The sequence below is a fragment of the Streptomyces sp. NPDC008150 genome, from assembly GCF_042956945.1.
Classification (GTDB): domain Bacteria; phylum Actinomycetota; class Actinomycetes; order Streptomycetales; family Streptomycetaceae; genus Streptomyces.
This window is the reverse complement of sequence record NZ_JBIBHJ010000012.1, coordinates 113,526-136,979: the sequence shown is the minus strand read 5'-3', so window position 1 is coordinate 136,979 and position 23,454 is coordinate 113,526. Positions and strand designations below refer to the sequence as shown.

The window sequence follows — 23,454 nt, the reverse complement described above, 5'->3', positions numbered from 1 at the left end:
TCAGCCCGATCACGAATCGAGCTGCCCGATTAATCGTAGTGGGCGGCACTGACACCGGGAGCGGGAGATTTCCGGTCAGGCACCCCGCTGCTCGGTTCCTCCACTCCGCACGTCGTCCCGGGGCGGGCGGGACGGAGGCCGTGGGGGTGCGGCTCGCTCGGTTCCGGGTGGTCGGCGGGCCCGGTCTGCGCCCATACGGTCTTGCCCGGACCCGTGCGGTCCTCGACGCCCCAGTCGTCGGCGAGGGCGGCCACGAGGGCGAGTCCCCGGCCGCCGTCTGCGTCCGCGTCGGCCATGACGACTGTCGCCGGGTCGGGCCGGAGCGGGTGGGTGTCGGACACCTCGACGCGGGCGACGGCCGTCGCCCGCTCGTACCGGAGGCGGAGCCCGAAGTTCCGTCCCGGCACACGGCCATGGCGGACCACGTTCGCCGCGAGCTCGGCGACGATGAGCGCGACGGTGTCGGAGAGCGTACTGCCGAACGGGACTCCCCAGTCGTCGAGTTGGGCCACAGCGGCCAGGCGGGCGAGGCTCGCGCCGAGCCGGGTGGTGGGAAAGGTGTGCGTGAACTCGTGCACGTCCAGGGGCGGTTCGACCTGCGATGTCGTCATGGGGCAAGGCTTCCGGCCGGGCTGGGCCGCCGACAGGAACGGCGCCCATACAGATCCGTCTGTACTGGTTCACGCACTGGACTGGGCGGGTGACTCCCCGTGACCATGGGCAGGTTGACCGACGCGAAGCACGGGGCGCACGGCGCGGGGCACGGAGAGCGGGGCGGCGATGACGGCGGACCAGGACGGCAGCGGCGGTACGGCGGCGGGGGGTGAGGCCGAACTGTCGGACAGTTTGCGGACGTTCGGAGCCGTCCTGAAGGCGCTGCGGGAGGCGGGAGGGCTCACGCAGGAGGAGTTCGCGGTCCGGGTGGGGTACTCGGCGGCGTACGTCGCAAAATTCGAGCAGGGCAAGCGATTCCCTCCGGAGAACCTTCCGGACCGGACGTCCGAGGTGCTGGGGCCGGTCGCGGGCAAGGTCCTCGCGGCAGCGGCGAAGAGCTTGCGGAGGAAGGCCGGGCTGGCGTCCTGGTTCCTGCAATGGGCGGGGATCGAGGAAGAGGCGATCACGCTGTATGCGTACGAGTGCCGGGGGATTCCTGGGTTGTTGCAGCCGGAGGGATACATCCGGGCAGTGTTCGACCGCAGGCTCCCGCCCGTCACCGAGGAGCAGTTGGAACGCGAGGTCGCTGCTCGACTGGACCGTCAGCAGCTCCTCACCCAGCGGCCGAACACCGCCTTCACCTTTGTCGTCGAACAAGCGCTCCTTGAACGCCGCTTGGGAGGAGCCGAAGCCACTCGCAATGTCATTGACCATCTGCTTGTCGTCGGGAGTCAGCGCAACGTCGAGATCCAGGTGATGCCGCTTCGGCAGGAGGATCACACCGGCGTCGACGGCCAGATGTACTTGGCTGAGCGGCCTGGCCACCAGTGGATCGGTTACGTCGAAGGCCAGCGTTGTAGCAGCCTGATCAGCGCTCCGAACGACGTAAGCGTGCTCCTGCAGCGCTATGGCAAGCTGCGTTCCCAGGCCCTGGATTGCCGGGCTACGGTGAGCTTGCTGGAACAGATGCGAGGAGCGCTATGAGCACCACGGAAGACCTGGACTGGTTCAAGAGCAGCTACAGCGGAAGCGAAGGCGACAACTGCATCGAGGTCGCACTGGACGCCGAAGTGGTCCGCATCCGGGACTCCAAGGACCTCGGCCGCGACTCGTTCGCCGTTGCCTCCGGCGCCTGGGCGGCATTCACCGCGCACGTGTCGGGTTCCTGACCGTCGTCAGTGGGGCGGCGGATTCGCCGCCCCACCAACGCAGCGCTCAGTCGGACTCTGCGGAGGCCGCCGCCTTCTTCTTCGGGGCGGCGGCCTTCTTCGCGCGGGTGGCGGGGGAGGGGCGCCAGGCGCTCAACGCGTCGTCTGTCAGGCCGAGTTCACCCTGCTTCTGCTGACGGAACGCGAGGATCTCGGCGGCTGGGGAGGCACCGAACTCGGCGTCGTACTCGCCGTACCACTGGTCCAGCCAGGGCTGGAGCTCCAACAGCCCAGCCAGGAACGGCACGATCTCTTCGTTGCCGAGACCGGCGGTCTGGATGTACGAGGCGAGCGCGAGCCCCTGCTCCAGGTGGTCCCAGCCGGCCCAGCCGTACAGCTCGGGGGACTGCGCGTTCACCGTGCCGTACGAGACGAAGCGTTCCTTGGGGACGTCGAGCTTGCCGCGGGCACGCCAGTAGCTGGGCTTGAGGAAGTCGGCGGAGGTGTACTTCGGCGGTACGGGCGTCCGCTCCCGGATCTTCCGCTTGGCGGGCTCGTCAGACGCGGCGTCCTCTTCGCGCTGAAGATCCCAGACGTGCTCCCAGTCTGCCCGCTTCTTGAGTGCGGCGGGCTTGTACCGGAGGGCGGAGACGAAGGGGACGTGCTCCTCGGAGAGGAGATCGCGGACGGTCTTGGCGAGGTCCTGGCGGGGCGCGTAGAGGTCGGCGACGGAGGTGAACTCCTCGTCGGCGGACAGGTTTTCGGTGAGACGGGCGAGGGTGGTGACAGTGGGGTTGCCGCTCTCGTCGAACCAGTACGAGCGGTCCTCGATCCGGTCCAACAGCCAGGACTTCAAGGCCTTCTGGCGCATGGAGTCCCAACCCTCGGTGGCCCAACGGCGCTTGTACTCGGGGCGCTCGATCATGCCGATGGCCCGGTTCGACTCGATGACGTCGATGCGCCTCTGCACGAGGGCGCGGTAGTCGTCGGGCCAGTGGGCGGGGATCTCGGTGATGGGGGTGGACCCGTGCCGCTTGAACCACTCACCGCTGGCCTCGCCAGCCTTGACCCGGCGCGCGAGCACGATCTCGAAGGCGCGCTCACCGAGGGCGAGTTCGGGGACGGCGGAGGAGTCGGGCAGACGGAGGTCCTCGGAGTGCAGGTTGTAGAGGGAGTAGACCTGCCAGTCGAGTTCTTCCTGGAGGGCGACCATGCGGGCTCGGGTGGAGGCGTAGTGGGATTCGGCGTCACGGAGGGCGGGGGCGGTGGGGGCTGCCTTGGCGGCGAGAGCGGTGGGGGTGGTGGCGGTGAGTTGATGGGCGAGGGCGTCGAGGGAGGTGGCGAGAGCGGTGGGATATTCTGCGGGCAGGGGGAACTCTTGGACCTTGGTGCCAGCGAACTCAAAGAACTCCTCCCAAGCGGCGCCTCGGTATCCCTCGTTGACTCCGCCGTTTCCCTTTCCATGGCTCACCATCTTGAGCCAGAACCCAGCCGTGGAGCTGTTAAGCAGTCCGAGAAGCTGTACGTGCTCCTCTTCGACTGCCCCACCCTGCAGTTTAATCACTGGTGCGTGCCTATTGAAGACGTTGCCGCCGCGATCTAGGGCAAACTGGTTGTGCGTCGCCACCGAGGCGAACGTCAACGACAAAGGAGTGGAATATCGCTGAGGAACCCATCGATACCATGCCCACCACTCCTTTCCTGAGTCGGCATGAGAAGTGCCGTCGAAGTCCTTCGTTGATTTCAGTTGTGATCGCAGCGGCCACAAGACTCGCCCCCATGGAGTGTGTTCGTCCCACGGCAGGGGCTTCAAGTCTGCGGCGTACGGGGTGATTGCAGACTCGATACAATTCTCGGACCAGTCTCGCACCACTGAGCCGGTGACGAAGTCGCGTGCTACGGAACCAGAAATTCCCCTGCGCTGCAAAGCGTCGGGTGTGCTGATGAATGCATCATCCTGGCCAGGGAAGCTGGCGAACCCGATTGGCCGAGACAGGGTGCTCCGCAAGCGATTAGGTGCCGAAGCCTCGATGGATTCATTTAGCTCCAACCCGCCATCAGTGAGGATCCACGGCTGCTTCCCGAAGTGTCGAGTGCGCTCCAAATCGTCCACTGATACCCATGGTCCCGCGTTGCCCGGTCGGTCGATCAAGTCGACGATCGCGCTCCAGACGTGCCCTTCTTCTTCCTTGCCCTCTGGTGGTGCCGTTGGCTCCCCTTGCACGCTTCGTACCGTCCGGATCGTCGACTGTCGTTTTGATCCCTCTCTTGGGCGCCCGATGAGAATCACAGTCGGTGTTCCATGTTCCGGGATGATTGCTCCGGACGTGTCGATAACTTCTGTCAATTCGACCTTGTGTGCGAAATAGTCTTCGATCAGCTTCGTACCGAACTCCCGTTTCATAAAGGAATTCGCCGTGATCTGGCCGACCATGCCGTAGCTCTTGACATCGGTACTACCCCGCTTGGCGAGCTCGAAGAACCGCTGAGCAAACGGCACAGAAAGTCCGTACGTTCCCGCGCACGCGTCGTACAGCTCCCGATAGAGCTGGTTGAGCTTCTTGTCCCTGACAGTGATGTACGGCGGATTCCCCACCACCAAGTGATACCGCCCCTGCTGCAAAATCCCCGGATACTCCTGCACGTCCTCCGTCGCGTACGAGAACTCCGCCAGCGGGTCACCCGGAGCCCCCTCCTCCCCGAGCCCCAGTTGCAGCTCCAACTGCCGGTCCTTGATGAGCGAGTCGCCCACCGCCAGCTGGATCGGCCACTCGTACTCCCGCGCCGCCGCGAACGTCCGCATCCCGCTCGCCGCCATCGCCGCCACGAGCAGCCGGAACCGCGCCACCGCCACCGCGAACGGGTTCAGGTCCACCCCGTGCACTGACTCCAGCGCCGCCCGCACCCGCTCGTACGGGCCCACTTCCGGCCGTTCCTCGCCCCACATCCGCACCAGCCGCCGGAAAGCGCCCAGCACAAAGTGCCCCGACCCGCACGTCGGGTCGATCATCTTCAGCTCTTCGAAGCCGAACTCCCGGACCGCCGGCGTCATCGTCCGGTCGAGGATGAACTCCTCGACGAATTCAGGGGTTTGGAGCAGTGCGTATGTCTTCCGCGCCGCCTCGCTCAGGTCCTGGTACAGGTCGCCCAGGAACCGGGTGTCCCACCCCTTCGTGCCGTCCTCGCTCAGCGGGTCGGTGAAGTCGTGCACCAGCACCGACCCACCACCCGCGCCCTCCCCGTCCGCCTCCGCCGACCTCTGCTCCCGCCAGAACGCCAGCAGCGCTCCCGCCCCGTCGTGCGACAGCGGAATCTGGTACAGCGGGTTGTGCTTCCGGTCGAACAGCAGCCGCCCCGCCTGCCCGGCGCCCAACTCCGCGAACGCCGTCTCCAGCCACCCGCGATACGTCGGGTCCTCGTCCTTGGCCATGTAGTCCTCGTACCGCGCCTGGGCGACCTCGCGCCCCGCCACGTCCGGTGCCGTGATGTACGGCTCCGCGATCAACTGGTTGTCCTCGCTGAACCGGACGAAGACCGTGCCGAGCACCCATGCGACCGCGACCTGCGTGACCCGCTCACCGAGCCAGGAGTTCCAGGTCGCCGCCGTGCGCCCCAGCTTCTTCGCCTGGTCGTATTCGCTTCGCAGTTGCGCCCCGACCTTGGGAACAGCCTTGACCTGGGCGTCCAGGTCGCTCTCTGCCGCCTTGACCTGCTTCTGCAGGTCGCTGAGGAGGCTCTTGCGGTCGATCACGGACGGCTCCCGAAGGGGTGGCTGAAAGGCGAGAAGGGACGAGAAGCGAAAGAGGCTGGGAGGCGGACGATCCGCCGTACGTCAGGCAGCATCCGGCGCGAGATGCCGCCCCGCCACCCACGCGTCCGGCACGACGATCCACTCGTCGAACGCTGCCAGATACGGAACGCTCTGCCCGGCCAGGCGCGGCGCCCGCGCAGGGTCGGACTGGGCGACGAGGAGCCACAGCGGGTTGCCGCCGTGCCGGGACGCCTCCGCGAGCCGGCCCAGGAGGTCGAACGCGTCGTAGCGGGCGAGGGCTGCCGTGTCGGTGAGGAGCAGCGGACCGCTGCCCTGCGCCAGGCGCTCGCGGAGGAGCGGTTCGACGCGCCCCCACGCCTTGTCCGTGCGGACCCGCAGCTGCTGGTGGGACCGTGTGCCCGGTTCGGCGGCGTCCGCCTTGAGGACGGTTTCCCAGGTCGGCCTGGGAGTCTCGGCGATCACGCCGTGCAACTCGGCCAGGAACAGTGCGGTGAGCGAGACGGCAGTCGCTCCGTACGGTTGCCCGGCCAGCTTTCGTACCGCCCTCTCTGCGCTCCCGCTCGGCACCGTCAGGACCCGGAACCCGTCCTGCCCGGCCGAGTGCTTGAGCCGCTGGTGGGCCTTCGCCGCCGCTGCGAGCGCCGCATCCGCGTCGTACTGCGTGGGCGCGGACCGCCGCGTCGCCGATGCCGCGACACCCCAACTCGCGGACGTCAGACCGCTGGTGAACTCCCCGGCGGGCCGGTCCGGGACGAGTCGGAGGGTCTTGTCGTAGCGGGTCGCCAGCTTCAGCTCGAAGCCGGCCTGCTTCAGCAACCGCACCAGGGCGCTGCCGACCGGCAGTTCGCGCGGGACGAGGGGGTCCTCGCCGAGGTCGGGGAAGCGGGTCATGACCCGCTTGTGCAGGGCGTCGACGGTGAGCCCCGGCTGGCGCTCCTCCTCGACACCCGGCTGCACGGCGACCACACCGGCCTGGGTGATCCGCAGCGCGCGTACGAGGTCCAGATCGCGCGGATAGATCTCCAGGCGGGGGGTGAGCGCGGCGCCGGGGGAAGCGGCGACCGCGATCTCGGCGGTCCGCCGCTCGTCCCAGCCGAACGCCCCCGGCGGTTTCCGTACCGCGGCCAGCCTGGTGAGGACCGTGCTCGCTGTGGGCAGGGACTCCTCGCCTGCCAACTCGTCGGCCACGAAGCCCAGTTTGAGCGCGTACTCCTGGAGGGCGGGCAGGCTCGGGGTGTCGGCCCCGTCCCCGCTTTCCGCTCCGTCCTTTCCGTCGCGGACGTCGATGGCGATCAGCCCGAGGACCGGGTCGGCACCCTTGGGAAGCCGGGCGTGGAAGTAGCGGAACCGCGGCGGAGTCTGCTCGTACTGCTCCCGGAACTGTTCACGCTCCACCAGAGCGCGCAGCAGGGACAGCGCCAGCGCTCGCCGGTCGCGCAGTCGGCTGCGTGCCGGGCTGGCGCGCCGGCCGATCAGCGCGTCGGCGAGTTCGAGCACCGGCACGACCCGGCCGCGCTCGGCGACCAGGTCGACCAGTTCGTCGCTCAGCAGGCTCAGCGCGGGATCGTTGTACCAGCGCTCGCGCGATTTCTTCACGATCTGCGGGATGCGGCCCACCGTGAGGCCGAGGGTCTTGGCGACGTCCGTCTGCCGCACCCAGGGCAACCCGGCGGGCAGTTCGCCGTTCTCGTCGGGAAGCCGGAGCAGGAGCCGGACGGCCTCGCGTTCCTTCGCGTTCGAGCGGGCATTGCCACCCGAGGGGCGCGGCACCAGGCGGGAGGCGAGGGCATCCAAGCTCAGCGCGCGCAGCACTTCCGTGCGGACACTGCCGTCGCCTGCCGGAGCTGATGCGGCGACCGCCTGCTCCAGCTCGGTGGTCTCCTCGCGGGCGGCCTTGAGCGCCTCCTTGCTCGTCGGCGCCGGCGCCTTGACCAGCCGCAGGTTCCACTGCTTCTGCCGGTTCTGGATCTCCGTGCGGGTGCGCGCGCCCATGCCTGGGGCGGTCAGGAACTTGCGCACCGAGTAGTCGAGGACGTCCCCCACGGTGTTCAGTCCGAGGTCGAACAGCTGGGACTGGGCGGCGAGGGTCAGGCCCGCCACCGAAAGCGGCGTGGAACGGTCGGCGCGCTCCGCCTGCTCGTCGCGGATCGCCTCGGCCGAGATCTCGTCATCGTCGCCCTGGCCGATCTGCGGCGCGGTGCTTTCCACCGCCACCGGCTTGTTGCCGTGGCCGGAACTGCTCGGCGCCGTCGTCCGCTGGGCGTCCAGGAAGATCGCGTTCCAGGCGCGCTCCATCGGTTTCAGGTCCGGGAAGCGGTCCTTGACGTCCCGGGCCAGGGCCTTGCGGAAGAAGGCCACCAGGCCGTCCCGCACAGGGTCGTCGAAGGCGTCGGAGGCCAGCTGCGGGTAGGGCCAGTCCTTCGGGTCGGTCTGCCGGGGCGTGACCGAGCCGTCGCCCCAGCGGGGCAGCTCGCGGGAAGCCATCTCGTGCAGCGTGACAGCCAGCGCGTACCGCTCGGCGTGGCCGTCGTACGAACCGCGGGTGATGATCCCGACGAAGGGGTCGAGGTAGCCCTCGGTGCCCGCCTCGATCTCCTTCGCGGGATAGCCGGCGAGCGAGAAGTCGATCATCACGAGCTGGCGGGTGCCGTTGGGCCGGATCCGGATCGCGATGTTGTCCGGCTTCAGGTCCCGGTGCCAGATGCCCTCGGCCTCCAGGTGTTCCACCGCGCCGAACAGGTACTTCCCGTACGTCTCCAGCTGGTCCATGCGCAGCCGGCCGTAGTCCCGCAACTGACGGGCGACGGTGTCCTCGCGTCGGCGTGCGGGCTTGCCCGTGCTCTCCGTGTCCAGGGCGCGGCTGTCGCCCACGTACTCCAGGGCGAGCACCCTGCGGCCCGCGAGGGTCAGCGGCTCTCGCTCGTACAGCGCGATGATGCTGGAGTCCCGGTGGATCCGGGCCAGGACATCGGCTTCCCGGTCGAGCACCACGTGCTTGGCCTCGCTGAGCGCGACCTTGAGCACCGCGACCGGCAGGCTGCCGCTGCGGCGGGGCTCACCTGCCAGGTCACGGACCAGGAACGCGCGCGACGTCGAGCCGGTGCCGAGACGGCGCACGATCTCCCAGCGTCCGGCGAACACGTCACCGGCGACGGCCTCCAGCGGGTCCTTCTCCGGCTCGGTCCGCTTTCCGTCGGCATCCGGGGTCGAAGTAGCGCCGGCTGCCTGCTCTCCCTGCGCGGCGTCCTCGAAGGACGAGTCCTGTTCCCGGAACGCCTCTTCGACGAATTCCAGCATCTCCATGAAGTCGTCGATCGTGGAGAGGCGGCGGTTCGGCTCGTACGCGGTGGACGCCTCCACCAGGTCGTCGATGTCGGGGTCGAGGCCGTCCACCAGCGCGCTCGGGGCGAGCGTCTCACCCGCCTCCAGGCGGGACATGACCTCGCTCTGGGTCGCACCCGGCGCCTGCCCGGTGACCAGGAGATACGTGAGGACGCCGAGCCCGTACACGTCGAGCCGGACCGGGTCCGCCTTCGGGATCCGCAGCTCGGGCGCCAGATACGGGTCGGCCTGCTGGGAGACGTGCAGACCGGACACATGGGAGGTGGCCAGGGTCAGCGGCTTGCCCTGGCTGGCGCTGTAACCGGAGGCGATCTGCCAGTCCGCGATCTGCAGCCGGGGGCTCAACCAGCGCTCCTCCTCGCCCAGTTCGCGCCCGCGCGGACCGCGGTTGCGCGGGATCACATGCACCGCGTGCGCCGACAGCGTGCGGTGATGGAGCCGGTTGGAGTGCGCGGAACGGAGTGTCTCGGCGAGCTGGCGAACCAGGGCGAGCCGGCCCGGCAGGCCGAGGCGCTCACCGTGCTCCACCAGGTAGTCGTCGAGTCGGAGGGTCTCCGGGTGGTAGTCGAAGAGGATCGTCGGACCCGCGGGATGCCCCGACGGCAGGTAGCTCTTCAGCTGGACGACACCCGGGTGCCGGAACCGGCTGAGCACCGTGGCCTCGCGCGCCGCGGCCTTCTCCACTGAGGCGCGATCGGTGTCCGAGGCGCCGCGCTCGCTGAGGAAGACCCGCACCCGTGCCAGGTCGTGCAGCTGGGTGTGACGTCCCAGGTAGTCGGCCCACGTGGGTCCGGAGTCGAACGACTTCGTCTCCAGGAGGTACGAACCCACCTCGTGCTGACGGCGGACGGACGCGATGCCGAGCTTCTTGAGGGCCGAGTCGACCTGACGCGAGACCGCGGCGGTCACCTGCCCCCGGGCGTCCTGCGGCGGAGCGGCGAGCATCTTCACCAGCTCCTTGATCGTGAAGACGCCGTTCAGGTCGGCGCCCGTCAGATTCACCCGGAACTTGTCGTCGGTGAAGCAGACCGCCTCGCCCACCCAGATCCTCGGCCGCCCGGGGCCACGGCCCACGACGTTCCCGATCAGGCCGGCCAGTTCCTTGGCCTTCTGATTGGTGAGGTGCAGCGGATTGCCGTGCCGGCGCTGCGAGCCGCCCGGCGTCGTCTGCACCCAGCTGTTGCCGCCGCCGCTCACCGAGCCGTGCCAGTCCTTCAGTTCGACCAGGAACACACCGGCCGGCGCGGTGACCATGAGGTCGATCTCGCGGACGTGCCCACTGTTCGCGGTGAAGGTGAAGTTCGACCAGGCGCGCCAGGGTTCCTCGTTCGGCAGGAGCCTGCGGATCGCCTCAAGACCGCGGCGCTCGTGCTCGAACTCGGACTCGGTGACCGTCGTCCACCGGCCATCCTCCATGCGACTCCTGCCCCGTCTCGGCTCATGTGCGTGAACGCCGGTCGCAAGCCTGCTGGTGCGACTCGGGCAACCCCTGCTGAATTCCCCGGAAGAAATCCTAGACCGTGCCACCGACACCGGGCGGTCCGGAAGTTGCAGCGGCCACCGAGTGAGTCTGCCTGTGAACGCGGAGGCGGTCATCGGCGGAACGGGCTCGCGCAGACTGTGCCTGCGTCGGCCACTGCAAAGTGAAGAAAGCACCACAGCGGCGCCAGGTGTGGGCATATTCTGCGAGCCCATCGCGGAAGAGCCGGGGGCGGGCTCGGGGTGGGGCGGAGGTGTCATGGGTGGAGACCCTGATGAAACGGGGACGGGCAGCACGCGCGATGAAGCGGAGGTGCCCGATCCGTATGGGGAGGAAGCGCTGCTGACTCCCGCCATGGCGGCGGGTTACCGGTCAGTTCCCGAGCGCGAACGACAACGGTTGCGCAGCTACCTCGAAGCCGTCGTGGCGGCCCGTCGAGTACCCGTGCACACCGCGGTCGCCTTCAACGCCGTGTACTTCGGTTACGACCTCGGGGGCGAGGGCTACGGAGCGAGCCCGCTGCGCCCCGAGGACTTCCCGGTGATCACCTTCGGCGAATGCGCTCCGGTGCTGCCGGTCGGCTCGATGGTCTGCGTCACCACCGGCTCGGATCCGCTCTTCGCCGAGATCGTCTACCGAGAGGGCGCCCACCCGGAGTTGAGCCCGCACGGCGACGTTCCGCCGTGGGTGTCGGGCGCGCCCGCGGGTGCGGAGGGTCCGGGCGAACCGGGTCACGCGACCGAACCGCGGCGCAGGGAACTGCTGGTGCCGGACTTCGACGCCTTCGGACCGGCCCTGAGCCTCACTCCCATACAGCTTCACCGCCTGCGTACACGGCGGCGCTGGATCAACGCGGACGGACATCTTCTGGTCGACGTCTGCTACTCCTCTGCCGAGGCTGCCCGGCGTGACGAACTGGCGTCGTACACGGAGCATCTGCTGGGCACCGCAAGGGAACAGCTGCTGAGCCCCTTCGTTCCCGTCTCCCTCGCCGAACTCGTCGGCGGCACAGGTGACGACGCATTGCGCGCCGGCCTGTCCGGCCTCTTCGACACCGTTCACGGAATCCTCAGTTCCAGTGACGAGCTCCGTATGTGGGGCTCGTACGCCATGACCAGGGACTCCCTGGCCGAGTGCTGGCGGGACACCGGGCCGTTGGGCGGAGACGACCTCAAGTCCCTTGCGGCAGCGGTGGAACACGCGGCGCTCCCGGGGAAGCGGCGCTATGCGCACACCACTTCGCACACCGTGTACACGGCGATCGGGCCGAGGCTGCGCGCCGTCACCGAGGCGGCGGACCTGCTGACCGGGCTCGACTACGCCACCGCGGTGTGCCGGGCAAACCTGGCGCTGACCGATGTCGTCCAGGGGGACAGCGACCAGGGCCGCTTCGAGAACGGCTGTCGGGTCACCCTTGACGACGCCTTCGAGGGCGGCGGCATCTGGCGGTCCCACCACCCCGGGGACGCAGAACCTCCCGGAGATCCGTTGGTCCCGGCCGGGCGCGGCTGGGCCTCCACGCTCCCCGCGACACCGGAGCCGGAGCCTCGCGCCGAGCCCGCCCCGGAGCCCGACCCCGCACCTGAACCCACCTCGGACGCCGAGCCCCTCGATCTGCCCCTGGCCGACGACTCCTCCCTCGGCTCGGGCGAACTCGTGCGCAACGACGAGAATGACGTCGTCTGGCGGGCGCCCCTGCGGCTCGCTCATCTCATCGGGGGCTGGTTCCCCGTGCACCCGGACGTCGTGCGCGACCTTCGCCGATCGCACGATCGGTGTTCCCTTCTGCGCCTCGAACTCGACCACGCTGGTCAGGAGTTGGAGGACAAGGAGGGCGTGCAGGACGTGACCGTGGAACTCTCGGACGACCTCGCGCGGCTGACCGGGATTCTCTGGCCGGAGGACTTCTTCCCCGGCCTGATGGTCGAGGTCCGGCGGCGACCGGGCAGTTCCACGATCCACATGGGCACCACGAGACTGCGCGAACGCGTCCTGTTCGGCGACCGCGAGACCGGTCACTGCTACGACCCGCGCGTACTGACCCGAGAGGATGTTCCGGGCAGCGACCGTCATGGCGACAGCGCGGCCGGACTCGGCCCGCGGCAGCTGGTCGTGCGCACGGTGCGGCGCTGCGGGCTGCTCACACCCGACGGCCATGCACTGATGGACCGGGCGGCCCTGCCCACCGCGGCCTACGGGCACCGGCCGATCCCGGCGCAGACCGCGGCTCTCGAATCGGCCGTCGCGGAGCTGTTCGCGGAACGCTTCCTCGAACCGGTCCTCGGCAGCCGTGACGCCTGGGGCCGGCCGCACCACCCGGCCCGTGACGGGCAGCAGATCATTCCGCTGCTCGGCTATCGCCCGGTCCAGCGCCGGGTGATCCGGCCCTGGGGCGGAACGGACGGGGGCGGCGAGCTGCGCGGCATCCAGTTCGTCCCCGGTCATCTGCGCCGGTTGCGGCCGGGGTGTTTTCCCAGCCAGGTGCAGCGAGTTGCCTTCCGCGAGTACTGCCGTCGCCTCGGCAAGGCGGACGGCTGGGAACTGCCCTACGGATACACGTTCGTCACTGAACACACCCGCGGTCACTGAGACGTTCGCCCGGGGTTGTGGGACCCCGATTCCACGTACCGGCCGACTCCGCACACCCCACTGAGTCGCGCATCGGCCGTTCCACGGCAACAAAAAAACCTGTCTTCGAGTTGGCAAAGAAACGGAGTACGTGTAGATGCGAGACCGCTACCACGTCGTAACGGGGCCACCGTTGTCCCCGTCGAATGTCTCGGCCGAGGAGCTCGAACCCCTTGCGGACGCGCTGGAAGCCTTGACTCCGCCGGCCGTCACCGCCCTGAACGACCTTCCGGTCACGGCGGTGGAGCTGGCGTTCAACTCCCTTTCCCCCAAAGGCCGGCAGCAGCTCCTCAACGGTCTGGGAATCCGTATCGCGGCCCCCCGCCGGGCGAGCAAGTCCCTGTGCGCGGACGTTCTGGGCAGACTGCAGCGCGAGGCACGGCAGAACGCGTGCACCTACGCGGTCAGAACACTCACCCAGAACGTGATGGGCCAGCTCGTCCAGCACGTATGGACCTCGGAGGGGGAAAAGACTTCCGACCCGGTGTCCCGGTGGGGGGCGCCGCTGGTCAGGGCCACGGTCTTCGCCTGGTGCAACGCTTCCGTGGGAGATGCCCGCGTTCTCGCCTGGGCCGCGGATCAGGACTGGTTCGCCGGGAGCGCCGACGAGGAGGAGAAGGCGCGCTTCACCCTTGTCGGTGACCTGGCGAAGGGGGTCACGGCGGCATACCCGGACTTCGAGCCCGGCAGGTCCGGCGAGCCGGCATCGGAGCCGGAGGGCACTGCGCCCGAGGGGCCCAAGTCCGTTTCTCCCGACGTGACATCAGAAGCTGCCGAGGTGGCGGAGCAGGGGCTCGACGAGGTCTGCCGAGAGGTCGAGGCGGCTCTCGACAGGGCTCGGCAAGCCGCTGAGAAGGTGTCGGCCGCGGTCGAGGCCGGCGGCCCGCCGGCGGACGAGGACCTGACCCGGCTGACCGTCCTGGGCACCGTCTTCGAGCGTGCCGAGGCGACGTTCGGCGCAGCCGGGATCAAAGGGGTGCCCAGCCGCCTGGAGGACATGAAGCAGGCTGCGGACGCGCACCGGGAGACGCGCGAACGCGACGCTTCGGCGCGGGAGACACTGCGCGAACTGCTGGACGTCGTATGCAGGTCCGGCAGCACCGCCGCGTCAGCCGCCGAGGCCGCACGGGAAACCGCGCGTCGTCTTCTGCAGACGCCGGTGTGGGGGCAGGAGCAACGGGAGGAGAGCGCCGCCCTCACCGCGCTGGCCCGGATCGTTCGCCTGGGACGGCAGGCGGACACCGCGGCGGAGGTCCTCCTGCTCCAGGAGCAGGTCGTCCGCGTACTGCCCGCCTGCGCCATGGCGGCCGTCATCGCCTCCGATCTTTCGTTCGCGCAGCCGGAGCACGAAGACGGCGCGGCTGCGGACGCAGACGCGGACGCGGACGCGAAGGCAGGGACAGCGGCCACCGAACACGCGCACGTGACGACGACCGGTGAACCCGAGAACGGAACCCCGCCGGCCGAGGCGGCAGAGCCGGACGCTGCGGACGCCCTTGTCGCCGCTCACCCGCCGAAGCCCCTGGCCGACCCCGTCTCCGTACAGGAAGCCACGGCGCCCGAACCGTCCCAACCGCCCGCCTCCGCACCGAGCGAGACCGCCGGGGAACACCTCGCGGTGCCCGCGGAGAAGGCACGGGCACCGAAGACCAACTCCGTTGCCGTATCCGCGGACCCGCCCGGAGAGCCACCGGTGCCCCCGGCTCCCGAAGAGGCCCGCGACGAGGCTCGCGAAGGCGCCTCCGACCAGGAGCCTTCCGCCGGCGCGGACACTGAGTCGACGGACGGGGACGGTGCCGAGGATGCCGCCGTCGAGACCTCCGTCGAGACCGCGGTGGAGGCAGTGGCCGAGCGGGCTCTCGCCGGCCTCATCGTGCAGCGCCGCTTCGGGCTCGCCCACCGGGTGGCGCGCGCGGCCGGTCATCCCGAGGCGTACACGACGGCGCTCCGGCTCGCCGGTGCCGCCGCATTGCTCAGCTCGGGGGACAGCCAGGGCGCCCGGCTGACCACGGACCTCTTGGAGAGCTACGGCAGTTACGCGGGCTGCGACGCGGAAGGCTGCGAACTCCTCCTGCTACCAGCCCTGTTGCGCACTGCGTTGATCACCGGCGACCACCTGGCCGGCGCGCAGCTCAAGGCGCTGGTGCCCCGCCTGCCCGACGGGCTCGGCGAGGCGGCGACGAACGTTGCCGACCGCGCCCTCAGCGGGGCTCTGATCGCCTCGCCGCTGGTCGTCATCGCCAACGACGCCGAACGCGACGCACGGATGGGCGAGTTGCGTGACCAGTGCGGCGGACTGCTGGCACCGCAGAGGCTGCGGTTCGCGCGGGCGACCGAGATCGCGAAGCGCTGGCTGGCGCCCGAGGGCGGCATGCTCGGCTCGCTGCTGACCACGGTGGTCAACGACGACCGGGCAGCCGTCCAGCACGTCCGCGAGCAGGCGGAACGCCTGTCCAAGCTGGCCGAGGTCAACAACGAGATCGACCGCATGGACCGCAAGTACCGTTCGCCCAGCGGGAAACCGCTTCAGGGCGCGGGCCGGCAAGATCTGGTGCACCTCGTGGAGCGTGTGGTCGGACTTGCCAAAGAGTGGTGTCTCGTTGTCGACGGCACGCACCGGGGCGACCGTTCCGACCGCAACCGGGCGGTCAAGGAGATCTCCGCCCTGCGTCAGTCCCTCCTGGAGGGCAGGCACAGCGTTCTGAGTGAACTGGACGAGATCGCGCGGCGTTCGGAGGGGCTGGCCGCCGCCACGGGGTGGGCAGCCCGAGCCTCGATGGAGGAGCTGTTCGCCCTGCTGACCGGTGACGCGGCGCCCATGCGGCTGGGCGGCTCGCTCGTCCCCGAGACCGTGTTGGACGCGGAACTGCTCAAGGTCCGCGACACGGAGCACGACCAACTGTCCCTCGACGATCTCCTCACCGCGGTCGAGAAAACCTGGCAGGACGCCGTCACCGAGCGACGGGCCCACGACGCCTTCACCGCGGTACGCACCATCATCGAGCTGGCCGAGCGGGGGGTGCTGCCTGCATCGCGGGCCGGGGAGTTCCAGCCGCCCGCGCTCGCCGAGATCGAGGAGCAAGAGGCGGGCCGGCGTGCGAAGTTGGGCAAGGAGCACAAGGAACTCGTCACCGACCTGCACCGGGCCCAGGCCGACGGAGCAGTGACCGACGACCAGGACCTGCGTCTCCAGGAGCTGCTGGCGGACGCGCACGCGCGGCTCGAGGGAACCGACACGCACGACCTGGTCGCCGTACGGCGTGGCCTCGACACCGTGCGCAGCAGCCTGCCCGCCTTCCGGGAAGAGGCTGCCGACCGGATCCGCGCCAGGCTCGACGTCCTGGAGACCACCGCGGACCAGCGCGCCCAGGTGGTGCGTCGCCTGGAGACGAACGACCTGGCCACCGCAGCAGACCTCGTCTACTTCCTGGAGATCGGCGAGGACGTTCCCGAGATCGAGAACGGCGAGTCGCACCTGGCCGAGTTCTTCCCGGCGGTGTCCGACGGCTTGCGCGGAGGGATCGACCGCAACCTCGTGGACCTCGTCCGCTCCTGCGGAACGCATCCGGCCATTCCGGTGCTGGACTACAGCGCACTGTCCACCGACGAAGCGGCCCTGGCCGCCGACGCTCTCGACGAGTGGCGGCTCATGGGGGCGACCGAGCCGAAGGACAGGCTCCACGTGGCCTACACGCGGCGAGTGCCGCCGCTTCTGAAGCTGCTCGGCTACGACGCCAAGAGCGCACGGCAGCTCGACGATCGGTCCCAGCACAGGCGCGAGTACCGGCTCTTCGAGGCGACCGACGTGGCGATCAACGGCCGGGCCAAAGCACCCGCCTTCGGTTCGCAGATACTCGAACAGGGCGGCAACCTGCGGGTCATGATGGTCTGGGGCCGGCCGCCCGCGAAGGTCGTCATGAGCTGGGCGGAGCGCGACACCAGTGGAACGGGACTCGTCGTCCTCTACTTCGGCACGCTGAGCCGTGAGGCCCGCGTCGAACTCGCCGTCGGATCCGGCCGGTTGTCACAGCCCCTGCTGGTGGTGGACGATGCGGCCCTCGCCTACCTCGCGGCGCACGGCAACCGCCAGATCAGCATCGCCACCCAGACCCTGCTGCCGTTCTCAGGCGTCAACCCGTACATCAGGGAGAAGCGGGGCCGGATCGGCGGGGAGATGTTCTACGGGCGTGATGCCGAGCGCAAGAGCATCCTCGACCCGCGCGGCACCCAGGTCATCTTCGGCGGTCGCGGCCTCGGCAAGTCGGCGCTGCTGGCCGACGCCGGGGACAAGTTCATGGAGCAGCGCCCCGGCTACTACCTGTCGGTCTACGTGAACCTCGACCAGGAGAACATCGGCAAGGGCAGTTCGCTCGGGCCGGAGACCCTGTGGAGCGTCCTGGACCGGAAGCTGACCGAGGCGCAGGTGCTGAGTCCCCCGCAGAGCCGCAAGGCAGTGAAGGACATCTCCGACAGGGTGCGGGATGGTATTCGGGCGTGGACCAACGGGGACTCGCGCCGAGGGCTGCTGATCCTGCTGGACGAGTGCGACCAGTTCTTCGAGGCGGACGCTCCCCGGTTCAACCAGACCAAGAAACTCAAGGGACTCGGGGACAACACCAAGGACCGGGCCAAGGTCGTCTTTGCCGGCCTGCACTCGGTGCAGCGGTTCTCCAAACTGGCCAGCAACGGACCGTTCGGCCATCTCGCGCAGACCCCCAAGGTGATCGGCCCGCTCGCCCCGCAGTTCGCCGCGGAGCTTCTGGTCGAGCCCATGCGTGCCCTCGGTTTCGAGTTCCTGGACCTGGACCTCGTCAACAGGGTGCTCGGGTATTGCTCGTACCAGCCCTTCCTGCTGCAGATGTTCGGCCACCGGCTGGTCGAGGTGATGCACCGCAAGCGGGCACGGCGCGGGCCTGAAGGACCGAAGGGACCGCTGTACGCGGTGGAGCTCGCCGACATCGAGGTCGTGGAGTCCGACACCGACCTCCGGGACAGCATTTCGGCGGCCTTCAAGGACACGCTGAGCCTCGACCACCGCTACGACGTGATCGCCAACGTGCTTGCCTACCACGCCCGTCAGCGTGGCCTGGAGGTGCGGCTGAGCGACACCGAACTGCGCGAGGAGTGCGAGACGTACTGGCGCACGGGCTTCGAGCAGCTCGACACGGAGGGGTTCCGTGCCTACCTCTCCGAGATGGTCGGACTCGGCATCCTGGCGCCCAACCACGACGGCCTCGGCTGGCACCTGCGCGGCCCGAGCGCCCTGCGGATGATCGGCAGCTCCCACGAGGTGGAAGCCCGGCTGCTCAGGGCCGAACAGGACTGTGAACTCCAGGAGAGCAAGGTGCTGGAGGGCCGTCCCGAACTGCCCGACGGCAGGCCCGCCCCGCTCACCATCACCCAGCTCGACGACCTGCTCGGCGAGCGGTCCAACCAGACGCGGGTCGTCCTCGGTACTACCGCGACCGGGGTGAGGGACGTCGGTGACACTCTCCGCAGGGTCGCGGGCCGCATCGCGGACTGGAAGCTGCCGCCCGTCGGCAACGCCCGGGTCTACCGGCAGGAGCTGATGGGCGGAAAGCCCCGGGAACGACGCGTCGTCATCAGCGACTTCGCCAACTACCCGGCACGTCCCGAGGCATGCCGGGACGCCGTCGACCAGGCCGAGGTACTGCTGCCCGCCACCCCGGGAGTGACCCGCGCCGTCGTCCTCGTCACCGACCCCAACCAACTGGCGCTCTGGCGAAGCCTGTTGACGGGCACCGAGCCCACCACGGCGGCGCCCGTCGTGCTGCGCCGCCACGACCGGAACGGGCTGCGGGGCTGGGCGCAGCGCGTGGAGATGTTCCACACGGAGGATCGCCTCGACCGGCTCCACGAACTGACCGGCGGCTGGCCTCTTCTGGTCGACCGGGCCCACCGCCTGCACGGCGAACTGGGCGACCCCGACGAGGCGCTCCGGCGTCTGGCCGGTGTCCGCATGGACCGGGTCGAGGCTCGTGCTTTCGCCGAGGCGACGGGGGTGTTCGCGGACCCCCTGCTCGCCGCGGGTTATCAGGCGCTCGCCGCCGAGTTCAAGGCGGACCCGTTCGACCTGGAGAGCGCAGTGACGGCCGTGGCGGTGGCCGTGGCCGGTCTGGAGAACGAGGGAGAGGCCCGGTGGGCGATCTCCTGTCTCGACGTCCTCCAGGTCTTCGACAGGGAGGACGGACAGCTTCGGCTGGAACCCCTTCTGCGGGAGTGCGTGACGCTTCACGCATGACCGCGCCCGGGCGTGGCCGGGGGGAGTGTGGACGAGGGCGGGGCGCTCGTGCGGCGCGGGCATGCCGGCTCTCGTCGCCCCGCGCCTGCGACCCCGTCCCCCGCGAGGCGGAGCAGCCGCTCACTTCCCCCTCTGCGCCCGGCTGAGCAGTTCCTGCAGGCGCAGGCCGTGGGCCGCGTCCAGTGGGGGGTTCGGGGCGCCGGGGTCGGGCTCCTGGTTGCGTACCGCCGCGGCGAACTCGCGGCGCAGGACCGGCCAGCACTCCTCGTGGTCGATCTCGGCGGTGTCGTAGACGAGTTCGTCGAAGTCGCCGAACAGCTCGATGCGGGTGCGTGCCCGCGGCAGGCGCACCGAGCCCGACAACGATGCCTGGCTGACAGCGCCGTTGACGTGTTCGCAGGTCAACTCGGTCCACCGGCGCGGGTCGCCGGTGGCGTGCACCGAGGCGATGGGGCCGACGGCGCTGTCCAGCAGGTCCAGGAGGTGCGGGCCGAGGTCGAGGAGGGCGCCGTGTTCCAGGCGCCAGGCCGTTGCCTGTTCGCCGCCGAGGAACGCCCCGTGCAGGTAGCAGGACCGTGCCCCGGTGACGTTCAACTCGCGTGCCTGGGCGAGGAATTCGCGTGTCCTGGGGTGGTAGCGCTTGGTCAGCACCATCCGTGAGACGACACCCGCCTCTGCGACGGCCTCGGCGACCGCGCGGGCCGCGGCGAGGTCGGGGCCCAGCGGCTTCTCCAGCAGGAGGGCCTTGCCCGCGCGGGCGGCGAGGGGTGCGAGGTGGGCCTGGACCGCGGGCGGGACGGCGAAGGCGACGGCCTCGCAGGTGTCGAGGAGTTCGTCGAAGGAGGCCGCGGGGACGGCTCCGTGCGCCGCAGCGACCTCGGCCGCCGCCTCGGGGCGCCGGGCCCATACGGAGGTCAGTGTGGTCTCGGGGCCGGCGGCCAGCATGCGCGCGTGCATGGTGCGGGCCCACGGGCCGGCCCCTATCAGGCCGACGGCTACCGGGGTGTTGCTCACGTTGGTGCTCCAAAGATGCTTTGCGTGGGCCGAGTTGAGCGCGCCGTGGGCTTCAGGCGCTGTCGCGGAGGCGGGCGTCGGCGCGGTCCGGCGCGTAGAGGTGCTCGACCACGGTCAGCCCCGCCCCGACCAGTCCGGCGCGGTCGCCGAGCCGTGAGGTGACGACCTGGAGTCCGCGGGTGGAGCGGGGCAGGGCGCGCTGGTAGAGGAGTTCGCGGACGCCGGTGAGGAACTGGTCCTCGGCGAGGTCTCCGGCGAGCACGAGGACGCCGGGGTTGAGCAGGGTGATGACGGTGACCAGCACCTCGCCGCAGCGCCGGCCGGCCAGGCGGGAGAGCCGCAGGGCGTCGGGCTGGCCCTTGGCGAGGAGGGTGCGCACGTCGCCGCTGGACTCGGCGGTGAGGCCCAGTTCGGACAGTTGTGCCGCCACGGCGCGTCCGCTGGCGACGGCGCCGAGGCAGCCGTGGGAGCCGCACATGCAGAGGGCGTCGGGCCGGTCGTGCAGGCGGATGTGTCCGATGTCGCCGGCTCCGCCGTCGGTGCCGCGGTAGACCCTGCCGTCGATGATGACTCCGGCGCCGATGCCGGTGGACACCTTGACGAGGACGAACGCGCCCGAATCGGGGTGGTGTTGGCGTTGTTCGCCGTAGGCCATGAGGTGGGCGTCGTTGTCGACGAGGACGGGCACCTCCAGGCTGAGTGCGCCGGCGTGTGCGGCGAGGGACTGTCTGAGACGTTCGGCGATGGGGTAGCCGTCCCAGCCGGGCATGATCGGCGGCAGCACGACGCGGCCGGTCTCCCAGTCGACGGGGCCGGGGACGGCGAGACCGATGCCGCAGATCTTCTCCAGCGGGGTCTCGGTGTCCCGCAGCAGTGCCGCGAAGCGGACGGCCAGGTGGTCGAGGGTTGCCTCGGGGCCGTCGGCGAGCAGTTGCCGGTCCACGCGCTCGGCGACGATGTTTCCCTGAAGGTCCGTCAGCGCGATCTGGAAGTGGCTGATCTCCAGGTCGGCGGTGAGGACGAGGGCGTGCCGATGGGCGAACTCCAGCCGAGTGGAGGGGCGTCCGCCCGTGGAGGCCTGCCAGCCGGCCTCGTGGATCCAGCCCGCGCCCGTGAGCTGGTCCAGGCGGTGCCCCACCGTCGACCGCGACAGACCGGTCAACTGCTGCAGTGCAGCGCGGGTGTTCGCCTTTCCGCTGCGGATCAGGTGCAAGAGGTGGCCCGCGCTGCTCTGCGATGTCACGATCGGAGGATCCCCTCAGCTCTTGTCGGCGCCGCTGGTGAGCCCCTCGGTGAGGAGACGCTCGGCTGCGTAGAACAGAATTACCACGGGGACGGTCAGGACCACCGACCCGGCCATGAGAACGGTCTTGGGGGTCTCGATGCCCCCGGCGAGCTGCTGAAGTCCCAGCGACACCGTCCACTTGTCGGGGTTCGCCGCGAGGAAGAGCAGGGCGAACAGGAACTCGTTCCAGGCGATCATGAACACGTACAGACCGGTCGCCATGAGGGAGGGCGCGGCCAAGGGCAGCACCACCGAGCGCAGGGTGCGCAGTCTGCCGCAGCCGTCGAGGGCCGCGGCCTCCTCGATGCTGTACGGGATCGTGACGAAGTAGTTCTTCAGCATGTAGATGGAGACCGGGACCGTCTGCGCGATGTAGACGACGGCCAGGCCGACCAGGCTTCCCTGCAGGCCGATCTTCGCGAAGATGACGAAGAGGGGGACGGCGAGCAGGGTGGCGGGGAAGAGGTAGACCGCGAGGAACAGGGCGCTGATCTGCCGGTGTCCGAAGAACTTCAGGCGGGCGACGGCGTAGGCGCCGGGTACGGAGACCAGCAGCGTCAGGGCGATCGTGACGAGCGCGACGACGGCCGAGTTGCCGAGCATGCGCAGGAAGCCCTGGCCGCCGGCGGAGGTCGGCTTCAGCACCTGCCGGTAGGTGTCCAGGGTGATGTCGGACAGGGACACCCAGAGCTTGGACGGGTCGACGATGAGCTGGTCGATCGGCTTCACCGACAGCAGGAGCATGTAGTAGAAGGGCACGATGGTGATGACGGCCAGGAAGGCGATCACCACCCACCGCAGGATCGCGAAGGTGCGTTCCTCGACGTGGGCGCGGCTGGGCATCAGGCTTCCTCCTGCACCTTCTTCGCGAAGAACGCGAAATACACACCGAGCAGCGCCATGAGGATGACGGCGAGGACCAGGGCCTGCGCGGCGGCGGCGCCGATGTCGTAGCGGGCGGTGAGGAAGTCGTACACGCGTACCGCGACGACGTCCGTGCCCGATCCGCCGCCGGTCAACAGGTACACGTCGTCGAACTTGTTGAACGTCATGATGAAGCGCAGCACCGACAACAGGGCGATGACCGGCATTAGTTGGGGGAGCAGGATGTGGCGGAACCGCTGCGTGGGGGTGGCGCCGTCCACGACGGCCGCTTCCTCCAGGCCGTCCGGCACCGCTTGCAGCCGGGCGAGCAGGAAGAGGAAGGCGAACGGGAAGTAGCGCCACGTCTCGAAGGCGATGACGGTGAACAGCGCGAGCGGGATGTGCCAGTGGACGCCCGGGAGTTCGTAGGAGCGGGCGGTCAGGAACGCGATGGGCCGGTCCCAGCCGAGGAACTTGGTGCCCCACGCGTTCACGATGCCGTACTGCGGGCTGAGGGCGACCTCCCAGACGAAGGCGACCGCGACGACCGGGGCCACGTAGGGCAGCAGCATCGCGCCGCGCAGGACCGCCCGGCCCCGGAAGGGGCGCCGCAGGGCGAGCGCCGCTGTCAGGCCGAGCAGGATGGAGCCCGCGGTGCCGCCGACCGTGTAGGCGAGGGTCGTCCACAGCGACTGCCAGAAGCCGGGCGAGGTGAAGACCGCGTCGAAGTTGTCCAGGCTCCAGTGGCCGAGGAAGCTCATGCCCTGGATGTCGACGAGCTTGGCGTGCTGGAAGGCGAGCAGGACGGTCCAGGCGATGGGCAGGACGACCGCGACCACCACGATGAGCAGGGTGGGGGAGACGAAGCCGAGTCCGGCCCTGTTCTGCCGTTGGGAAAGGGTGAGTTGGCGGCGCCTCGTCGCGCCCGCGTCGGTGCTCATGGAGTTCCTCTGTCGCTGGTGGTGCGTGTGTGCGGGTGCCGTTCGTGGGGGTGGTGCGGGCGTC

At 69.6% G+C, this 23,454-nt stretch carries 11 protein-coding genes; 4 read left to right on the top strand and 7 right to left on the bottom strand.

Translation table 11 applies throughout. The annotated features are described in order from the left end of the window. Positions 1-29: 29 nt before the first annotated feature. Entirely contained in the window at positions 30-611 is a 582-nt protein-coding gene (locus tag ACFZA0_RS26935; RefSeq protein ID WP_391021587.1) for an ATP-binding protein, read from the bottom strand. A gap of 169 nt (positions 612-780) precedes the next feature. On the opposite strand from ACFZA0_RS26935, the gene ACFZA0_RS26930 reads away from it, so the two are divergent. Further along, on the top strand, positions 781-1,638 hold the full coding sequence (locus ACFZA0_RS26930; RefSeq protein ID WP_391021585.1) for a Scr1 family TA system antitoxin-like transcriptional regulator: 858 nt from the start codon (positions 781-783) through the stop codon (positions 1,636-1,638). After that, positions 1,635-1,823 (top strand): DUF397 domain-containing protein, encoded by a 189-nt coding sequence (locus tag ACFZA0_RS26925; protein ID WP_391021583.1) that lies wholly within the window; start codon positions 1,635-1,637, stop codon positions 1,821-1,823. The genes ACFZA0_RS26930 and ACFZA0_RS26925 overlap by 4 nt, the downstream gene beginning before the upstream one ends. Positions 1,824-1,869: 46 nt before the next feature. Here ACFZA0_RS26925 and pglX read toward each other — a convergent pair whose 3' ends face one another. Together pglX and pglW are read right to left on the bottom strand one after the other, a co-directional pair. Continuing rightward, positions 1,870-5,553: a BREX-2 system adenine-specific DNA-methyltransferase PglX gene (gene pglX / locus ACFZA0_RS26920; protein ID WP_391021581.1), complete on the bottom strand. Its 3,684-nt coding sequence runs from the start codon at positions 5,551-5,553 to the stop codon at positions 1,870-1,872. Between the two features lie 81 nt (positions 5,554-5,634). Beyond that, on the bottom strand, positions 5,635-10,332 hold the full coding sequence (gene pglW / locus ACFZA0_RS26915) for a BREX system serine/threonine kinase PglW (protein WP_391021579.1): 4,698 nt from the start codon (positions 10,330-10,332) through the stop codon (positions 5,635-5,637). A 376-nt stretch (positions 10,333-10,708) separates the two neighbouring features. On the opposite strand from pglW, the gene ACFZA0_RS26910 reads away from it, so the two are divergent. Further along, positions 10,709-12,985 carry a hypothetical protein gene (locus ACFZA0_RS26910; protein WP_391021577.1) on the top strand — a complete coding sequence of 759 codons (2,277 nt, stop codon included), beginning with the start codon at positions 10,709-10,711 and terminating at the stop codon, positions 12,983-12,985. A gap of 172 nt (positions 12,986-13,157) precedes the next feature. Then, positions 13,158-19,286, top strand: coding sequence for a hypothetical protein (locus ACFZA0_RS26905; RefSeq protein WP_391021575.1), 6,129 nt, complete (start codon positions 13,158-13,160; stop codon positions 19,284-19,286). 120 nt (positions 19,287-19,406) lie between these two features. Here ACFZA0_RS26905 and ACFZA0_RS26900 read toward each other — a convergent pair whose 3' ends face one another. Genes ACFZA0_RS26900 through ACFZA0_RS26885 form a run of 4 tightly spaced genes read right to left on the bottom strand, consistent with a single transcriptional unit; the run spans position 19,407 to position 23,390 of the window. Then, positions 19,407-20,300 carry a Gfo/Idh/MocA family oxidoreductase gene (locus tag ACFZA0_RS26900; RefSeq protein ID WP_391021573.1) on the bottom strand — a complete coding sequence of 298 codons (894 nt, stop codon included), beginning with the start codon at positions 20,298-20,300 and terminating at the stop codon, positions 19,407-19,409. 52 nt (positions 20,301-20,352) lie between these two features. Further along, positions 20,353-21,546: an ROK family protein gene (locus tag ACFZA0_RS26895; protein ID WP_391021834.1), complete on the bottom strand. Its 1,194-nt coding sequence runs from the start codon at positions 21,544-21,546 to the stop codon at positions 20,353-20,355. Positions 21,547-21,558: 12 nt separating this feature from the next. Beyond that, the gene (locus ACFZA0_RS26890; protein ID WP_391021571.1) at positions 21,559-22,428 is read right to left on the bottom strand and encodes an ABC transporter permease subunit; all 870 of its coding nucleotides are present in this window, start codon (positions 22,426-22,428) and stop codon (positions 21,559-21,561) included. After that, positions 22,428-23,390: an ABC transporter permease subunit gene (locus ACFZA0_RS26885; protein ID WP_391021569.1), complete on the bottom strand. Its 963-nt coding sequence runs from the start codon at positions 23,388-23,390 to the stop codon at positions 22,428-22,430. Before ACFZA0_RS26885 ends, ACFZA0_RS26890 begins: the two co-directional genes overlap by 1 nt. Between the last annotated feature and the right edge of the window lie 64 nt (positions 23,391-23,454).